Source organism: Emticicia sp. W12TSBA100-4, from assembly GCF_040253585.1.
Lineage (GTDB): Bacteria > Bacteroidota > Bacteroidia > Cytophagales > Spirosomataceae > Emticicia.
Genome location: NZ_JBELAU010000001.1, coordinates 477,138 through 483,898, shown reverse-complemented (window position 1 = coordinate 483,898; position 6,761 = coordinate 477,138). Strand labels below are relative to the sequence as shown.

9 protein-coding genes are annotated in these 6,761 nt (G+C 33.6%); 3 read left to right on the top strand and 6 right to left on the bottom strand.

The genetic code is table 11. The features are described 5' to 3' along the window. From ABR854_RS02230 to ABR854_RS02220, 3 genes are all read left to right on the top strand, one after another. Positions 1–296: hypothetical protein (locus tag ABR854_RS02230; RefSeq protein WP_350263710.1), on the top strand; the 296-nt coding region annotated here is incomplete at its 5' end. A gap of 126 nt (positions 297–422) precedes the next feature. Continuing rightward, entirely contained in the window at positions 423–773 is a 351-nt protein-coding gene (locus ABR854_RS02225) for a hypothetical protein (protein WP_350263709.1), read from the top strand. Positions 774–1,047: 274 nt separating this feature from the next. Next, positions 1,048–1,392: an alpha/beta fold hydrolase gene (locus ABR854_RS02220; RefSeq protein ID WP_350263708.1), complete on the top strand. Its 345-nt coding sequence runs from the start codon at positions 1,048–1,050 to the stop codon at positions 1,390–1,392. Positions 1,393–1,430: 38 nt separating this feature from the next. Here ABR854_RS02220 and ABR854_RS02215 read toward each other — a convergent pair whose 3' ends face one another. The 6 genes from ABR854_RS02215 to ABR854_RS02190 all read right to left on the bottom strand — a co-directional run bounded on the left by ABR854_RS02215 (position 1,431) and on the right by ABR854_RS02190 (position 6,761). Next, the gene (locus ABR854_RS02215) at positions 1,431–1,700 is read right to left on the bottom strand and encodes a hypothetical protein (RefSeq protein ID WP_350263720.1); all 270 of its coding nucleotides are present in this window, start codon (positions 1,698–1,700) and stop codon (positions 1,431–1,433) included. Beyond that, positions 1,697–2,194, bottom strand: coding sequence for a hypothetical protein (locus ABR854_RS02210; protein ID WP_350263707.1), 498 nt, complete (start codon positions 2,192–2,194; stop codon positions 1,697–1,699). Before ABR854_RS02210 ends, ABR854_RS02215 begins: the two co-directional genes overlap by 4 nt. Further along, positions 2,142–3,053, bottom strand: coding sequence for an ISL3 family transposase (locus ABR854_RS02205; RefSeq protein ID WP_350263706.1), 912 nt, complete (start codon positions 3,051–3,053; stop codon positions 2,142–2,144). The genes ABR854_RS02210 and ABR854_RS02205 overlap by 53 nt, the downstream gene beginning before the upstream one ends. Before the next feature lie 319 nt (positions 3,054–3,372). Further along, positions 3,373–3,678 (bottom strand): hypothetical protein, encoded by a 306-nt coding sequence (locus tag ABR854_RS02200; RefSeq protein ID WP_350263705.1) that lies wholly within the window; start codon positions 3,676–3,678, stop codon positions 3,373–3,375. Between the two features lie 6 nt (positions 3,679–3,684). Beyond that, entirely contained in the window at positions 3,685–5,622 is a 1,938-nt protein-coding gene (locus tag ABR854_RS02195; protein ID WP_350263704.1) for a type IV secretory system conjugative DNA transfer family protein, read from the bottom strand. Between the two features lie 38 nt (positions 5,623–5,660). After that, a complete protein-coding gene (locus ABR854_RS02190; RefSeq protein WP_350263703.1) occupies positions 5,661–6,761 on the bottom strand; it encodes a DUF5712 family protein in 1,101 nt (366 codons plus the stop codon).

Sequence of the window (6,761 nt, the reverse complement as noted above, 5' to 3'; positions counted from 1 at the left end):
TAGAAGAAAATGAAATAAAAACTATAGAAAATATGTCTATCCAATGTCTAAAAAAAGAGATTATTTCCGATAACGAATATTATATTACTTTTATATGGAATCATTTTCAGTACGGAAGAAGACATTTTATTGATTTGTGTAAAGAAGTAGATACAGAGCCTTATGTTATAATTGATTCAACAACTTACCAATTTACCTACTCTCTTGATAAATTGAATGATAAAGAACCCAATGAATTATATAAGATGTATTTATCACTATACTATGCAAACTGGTGGTTTTGTCAGTTAATATAATGCACATCCTAGGTGTTAATAAAATGCTAACGGAGTAAATTTGAAAAAACATGTCTGCTTTGACCTATAAAAGTTAGAGCTACACAAAATTGAGACTGGCATCGGTACGATGGATGCAACAAACAAATGAAAAAAGTTTATCAAAAAGAATTTTATGAATCAGGAGTTTCAACGGGAGATTGTTTGAGGGCTTGTATTGAATCAATAACTGAAATAGACAATCTACCTAACTATACTAAAATTGGTCATTATTTTCCAATTTTAAAAGAAAATAAACTAAAAGTTGATGAAGATGTTGACTTTGAAATGCTTGAGTTTTATAATCTTGCTTTTGATTTCGTCATTGGTATTGGACAGTCGGCAAGAAAATGTGATCATGCTTGTGTTTATGACCTAAAAGGTAATTTAGTACATGATCCGGATCCCAGCTGTTTTGGGGTAAATGTACGTTACTTTTATTATTTTGTCATAGAATAGGTGCTTGCAAAATAGACGCTTCTTCTATTTGTGATATTGGAAGGTGTTTCTATTTTTACTAACAAGATTTGGTACTTTACTTTTGACCTATGTAATCTTCGTCTTGGGTACTTATCGTCTTTGATTTCCGCAAACTGAAAAATATCTTTTTCATCAGAAACAATTCATTTCGGACTTTTTAATTGATGGTCAGAAACCTTTAATAAGAGCTTTCCAAGCCCCCAATGTAGTAAACAAAATACCGTATGGAGCTAATGCAGAGGCAGGACATTATGTGCAGACAAAAGATGCCAAAATCTATTATGAGGTTTATGGTAAAGGACAACCGATTCTAATAATGCACGGTGGTTTATTCGGCTCTACTGTCGAAATGGCAGATTTTATTGATAAATTAAAATCAAACTATCAGGTTATTGCGATTTCTCTTCATGAGCATGGTAAATCAGAGTTAGGTTCTGAGCCAGTAAGTCTCGAACAACGTGCCAATGATGCCATGACGGTTGTTAATGCCGTTACGAAAGAAAGTATAATGGTATTGGGTTTTAGTGACGGTGGATTTTCTGCCTATAAATTGGCAGCAATGTATCCAGAACGAGTAAAAAAGATGGTAGTTGTATAATGCAGTTAAATAGGTTCTTAGTCAATTTTGGTGAAAGCCTAACTTTGACTCGTAATTACCACTCGCTTTCTGAGTAGTTCAAAACCTACCCTTCTATACATTTGTATCTTAATATTTTTGAGCCTATTAACCTGACCTTCCGCAGGTCCGTTGCTCCAACTTGAAATAAAACCTTGATAAACAGCTTGAAAATACGGAACGCCGCCCGCATTAAGAATCCCTCTGGCGAATCCTATAATATTTTCATCATCATCATTGATGACTTCATCGCACCATGCTGACAATTTATTTCCTTCTTTTTCTTTCATAGTCGCCTAAAATCTAATACAAATTTTCGTACTTTGTTAATTATTGGATTATCTTTCAATAGTTTTTCCAAATATGTCTGTGGCCATTCTTCTGACCCGTCTTTACGGAAAGTACTTAACCAAATACTGAGTTGTTGTGAAGAATAATATTTTATTTTAGCAGCATTTGAGATTGGTTCAACGTTAGTTTTTGGGTATTGTTTTACTAACTCATAAACTATTTTGATGTCATTCTTGAAACCTTGCTCTTTTATCTCTTCAAAAAGTTTTTTTACATTTTGCTCGCCTTGTTGCCAGCGTTTGATTAGATAATCTTCAAAATTAAGAATATTACTCTTTTTATGGCTGACTTTTGGAAGAAATGAAGTCCTATTCCAATACCTATTAATGGTGTTTCTTGACATTTTAAGCATTTTTGCTATTTTGCGTTTACTTACACCATCATTTTGTAACTCCTTTACTTTTAGACGGTACGACGATTCGCAAGTTATCATAGTATTTCCCTGTAATTGAAGTGTCTTTTTTTGAAATTACTGGTGGTACTGATACTATATTTTCTGACTCATGTTGTTGGCTCAACTCAACAGAAATATCCCTAAGACTTCCTCTCTGGGTATTAAAAAATCGTTCAAACCCCTCAGTTAAATTCTTGAGAATATGCCAACGGTCTACAATCTGAATAATTTTATCACTTGCTTGTGATATACCACTGGCATAGGTCGATGAGCGGTCCCGACTAACGATTTCCACTGAAGAATGTTTTTTAAGCCAATTCGTCAAGGTTACAGCTTCTCTGACAGGTAATAAATCTATTACTTCATTAGTCTCTAAATCAACGATTATTGTACCATATTTTAACCTTTTTTTGAATGCCCAATCATCTACACCGATTATTTTGGGTAAATTAATGGCTGGAGTTGGACACTTAACTATCAATCTTAGAATTGTTGAAGCACTAATTTTTACAAAAGACAATTTACTGATTCTGTGTGCAACATTACCTCCTAATTCTAACCCCATTGATGATAATTGCTCATTAAGGCGTTTAAATCTTCTTCCATAAAAGTTGAGCTTGTGTTTGAATCGCTCAGTAAAAATTTTACGAGTACAATTTTTATTCTCACAAAATAACTTTCTTACATGAAGTTTTAACTGTACAATTTTACCTGAAACAGGTAAATCACCAATCGTTCTTATGTACTTACTATGTATTTTGGTTGTAGTAAAATGGCATAAAGGACAATAGCTGGAAATCTGATTACTTATTACATGGAAATCAACATGAGTCGAATTATGGTCAAGGCTGAGAAGCGTAAAACTCAACTCATTAGGAATAAACAGGGTTTGATTCATTCATCAAAATTAAAACAAAAATACACCTTTCACCAAAATTGACGAAGAACCACTTTCGCTGGAATATACAAATCAGTATCATCCCAAATACTACACATGAATGTTTTACCGAAAATTTTGCAGCTACATGGGCGAGTATTGAGCCATTTTTAAAGAATTATTAATTTGCGTAATCCTTATTATTTAATATAAACTTAATTTTATGTATTGATGCATATTTAATTTTGAGTTATAGGTGTTTGTCAAATATTAGTTTATATAAAATCAGAATTGTAAAGGTAAAAGATATACAGGATAATTTCCAATTTTTGTAAGACTATCAATAATATTTCCCATTTTCATCGAAATACCTATCTTGACTTTTTTCATGTTTTTGGTCAAATGATGAACCGATTGATAACATTTTCCCGATAACCATCAAAAATATACCCAAAAGATAGATTGCGATTAATACCCCAATGATACTCAACCCGACTAAAATACCAAACATTAAGAGCAAAATCTTGTATATCGACTTTAATTTTTGCGTTTTTAATTCTTTTCTTGTGGGTACACATCCAACGAAAAAATTGATGATAAAGTCCATTGGCTTATATGATATTGATTGTTTTTCTTGGTTTTCCATTTTCTATTAAGTTGTTTTAGGTAATTCACTCGTTAAAATCATTTTACATTCATGTTTGATTTTCTCAGAGATGATATTTATATCAATATTTTCATTAAACGCAGGTATTTTTCGTTCGGAAGTATGAAATCTGTCTTGTTTATCATACTCCCCATTAGTACCACAAGGTGTTGAAAAGATGTTTCTTTCGACCTCCAAATGAAAAGTTGGGTGCTTAGTTTCTTCACAAATTCCAACCATCTCACCAACATTGAACTGCATGATTTGATTGGGCAAAATCACTTCTGCTTGTGCTTCCGAAAAATTATATCCTTCGTTCTTATTGCTGCTTTTCACCCCCAAATTGGCACTTATACTCTCAGAACGTTTCACTTCTTTTTCTTTTCCAATCGTTGCCGAAACTCGCTTGGCAGTTTCCAAATTGGCCATTTTGAGATAAATTTGATAATTCAGATTACCAATCAATGAATCGGAGACGGGTTTTGAATAAATGCTCTCAAATTGCAAAACGTCTTGTGCTACAATATTAAAAGAAACTTTGTTGCTCCGTGCGGTGGCTGGAATGTCCGCAATGTTCGGAATAAAAATCTGTGCCGCTTCGTCCATCAAAGCAAAGCTATGGTGTTTGCCTTGTTGATTCATCGTTTTTAAAGCTACTGTAAATATCAAAGAAATAATGGGCGATAAAGCTGCGGTAATGTCGGGGGCAGTTCCTACGCAAATAACCTTTGGATTATCTTTTTCATTGACATCAATCGTGGTATCATCACCTGACAATACATACATATATTCAGGAATATTCATCGTACCAAATGGCATTTGCAAACTTGCTATAACCCCCGCCAACTGATTACCTGCTTTTGACTCAATGGCTGTAATAATACTCCGAATTAGTCCAGCACATTCATCATCTTCTCGGAGTTTTTTTATCAAAACCTCGTAAGAATCACCAACAATAAGATTGACCACATGCGGAAAGGTGCAATATTGCGGATAGTGTTTTTTCAGAAACCAAATGATAGCCGTTAATAAAGTAATAGCAGAAGGAGTAAAAAACTTGTCATTATAATTTTGACCTTTCTGCAAACTGTTAATAATGGCTTCGGCAAATTCTTTGGCATAAATCTGATTTTTGATGTATTTCGGATTCAAAGGATTGATACGATGTGAGCGAGTAATATCAGTAAAGTTGATGACATAAAATTGGGTCGGATTTTCAATCAATTCATACTCTTTACCTTGCCAACTCAAAACCTCTTTTCTACCAAAATGCAAATGAGCAATATTGGAAAGTGTCGGAAATTTAAAATCAAATAGAATCCCTGCGTAACCTTTGAACGCATACTGCTCTATACAAGGCTCGACAAACGAAACCGTTTTTCCTGCACCGTTGGCGGCAACACCCAAAATTCCACGAAAAGTATTGACAATATTCAGCCATTTTTCCTTTGAGCCATCATCATTACTTTTTCCTTTAATATTGATAGAATATTGGTTAAAAATAAGCTTATCATCAGTCTTAATTTGTATTTTCTTATTGGCTTGTTTCTCAGTAAAAAGGCTAAAACTTACGCCTAAAACACCCAAAATGATGTATAAAGATAACGAAATTAAGGGAGAAATACTCAACAAATTGATTGAAAAAAGGGTAAAAAAGGCAACAAAAATGTAGCTAAAAATGAGCCATTGTTTTTGTCGAAACGTAAAAGTATCAGCCCATTTATCTCTTTTATAAAATTGATTCATCAACGACTCTTCCTTGTTATAAAGCAATACAGGCAGTGCCATAAAAGTGATAATTCTAAATAAAAAGCCATAATTTAGATAATGTACTATCAATTTATTGGGCATGGTTTGAAAGTTATTCATGGTAAACCATTCTCCGTAAACCACTGCCATCAAAGCAATGGCAAGGAGATAAAACAAAGTTTTGTGTTTTTTCATTTGATGGATTTTTAAGAATTGATAATGAAAATTTATTTTCAAATAGAAATATCATTATTGGTTGATTTCTGAACGTTTTGGAGTCTTTTCCGAAAATGAAGTCCAGCTTTACGTAATGTTCCTTGTAAGTCTTTTCCATCGGAATCCGCCAGTTCTGCTCCTTTAAAAAAATAAAAACCTTGTTTGAAACTACCGACAAAATCAAACGAGTTGTTTTTATTTTGCTCTAAATTCTGACTTTGCTCATCGGGTTTTGCGTTGGATAATCTTTCCCACTGGTCAGAATTTAAACCATTTTTACCACCTGCTTTTTTTAGCTCTTGACCGATTTCTTTTAAGTTTTTTCTGAAATTATGGCTATAATCTTGGGCAACTGCCATACTTCTGATTTTGATGGAATCAGCATCAGGCAAACCATATTTTTTTTCAAAAGTTGTTAGCATCCGTTCAACAGACATCACTTTATTCCAGACCTCCTTGTTTTGATGGGTAAATGATTTTTTCGGCGAATCGTAGCCAAATTTGCCATCAAATGTTTGTTGATTCTTTTCACTCCAAGCAATAATTGAGAATCTTCTTTTGTCCTTTGTACGTGGATTAAGGGTCACTTTCATTGACTTATCTCGTGCCGAAACCGTAATATGAATGTGTGTTTGTAAACCATCTTTTCGCTCTCCCTGCTTTTTTTTGCCACTTTTCACTTCATCAGAATTGCCTTTAAAAGTTCGGTCATACTCAATATTGGCAAACCAAAGTAAGTCCTTTTCGGAGAGTTGTTTTAAACTTCCTTCTTTGGCTTTGATGATAAAATTTTGAGCATAATTTTCCATACAATCGACTGTAAATTCTCTTAGCTCTTCAGGATTATTCTTGATATGTTCCAACTCCGCTTGTGATGGACTCAGCACCAAAGAGTAGAATTTATCATCATCAGCGGTCAAACCTTTGACATTCGTATCAATACTTTTGACTATTTCATCCTTCGTAAAACTACCTTCATTGTTGAAGAAAACTTTTCCATCGGGTATTTTGCCCAAGTCTAATTCTTTCTCCAAATAGTTGCCCAAACGGGCTGAGCTACCTTTGTTATTAAAGGCAATCCGACCATCTTTTTCAGGTTTTATTACTTTGGAATACAT

Coding starts and splice junctions, on each gene's coding strand:
- ABR854_RS02210 (WP_350263707.1), bottom strand. CDS start 2,194: ATGATAACTTGCGAATCGTCGTACCGTCTAAAAGTAAAGGAGTTACAA.
- ABR854_RS02215 (WP_350263720.1), bottom strand. CDS start 1,700: ATGAAAGAAAAAGAAGGAAATAAATTGTCAGCATGGTGCGATGAAGTC.
- ABR854_RS02225 (WP_350263709.1), top strand. CDS start 423: ATGAAAAAAGTTTATCAAAAAGAATTTTATGAATCAGGAGTTTCAACG.
- ABR854_RS02200 (WP_350263705.1), bottom strand. CDS start 3,678: ATGGAAAACCAAGAAAAACAATCAATATCATATAAGCCAATGGACTTT.
- ABR854_RS02205 (WP_350263706.1), bottom strand. CDS start 3,053: ATGAATCAAACCCTGTTTATTCCTAATGAGTTGAGTTTTACGCTTCTC.
- ABR854_RS02195 (WP_350263704.1), bottom strand. CDS start 5,622: ATGAAAAAACACAAAACTTTGTTTTATCTCCTTGCCATTGCTTTGATG.
- ABR854_RS02190 (WP_350263703.1), bottom strand. CDS start 6,761: ATGTATTCCAAAGTAATAAAACCTGAAAAAGATGGTCGGATTGCCTTT.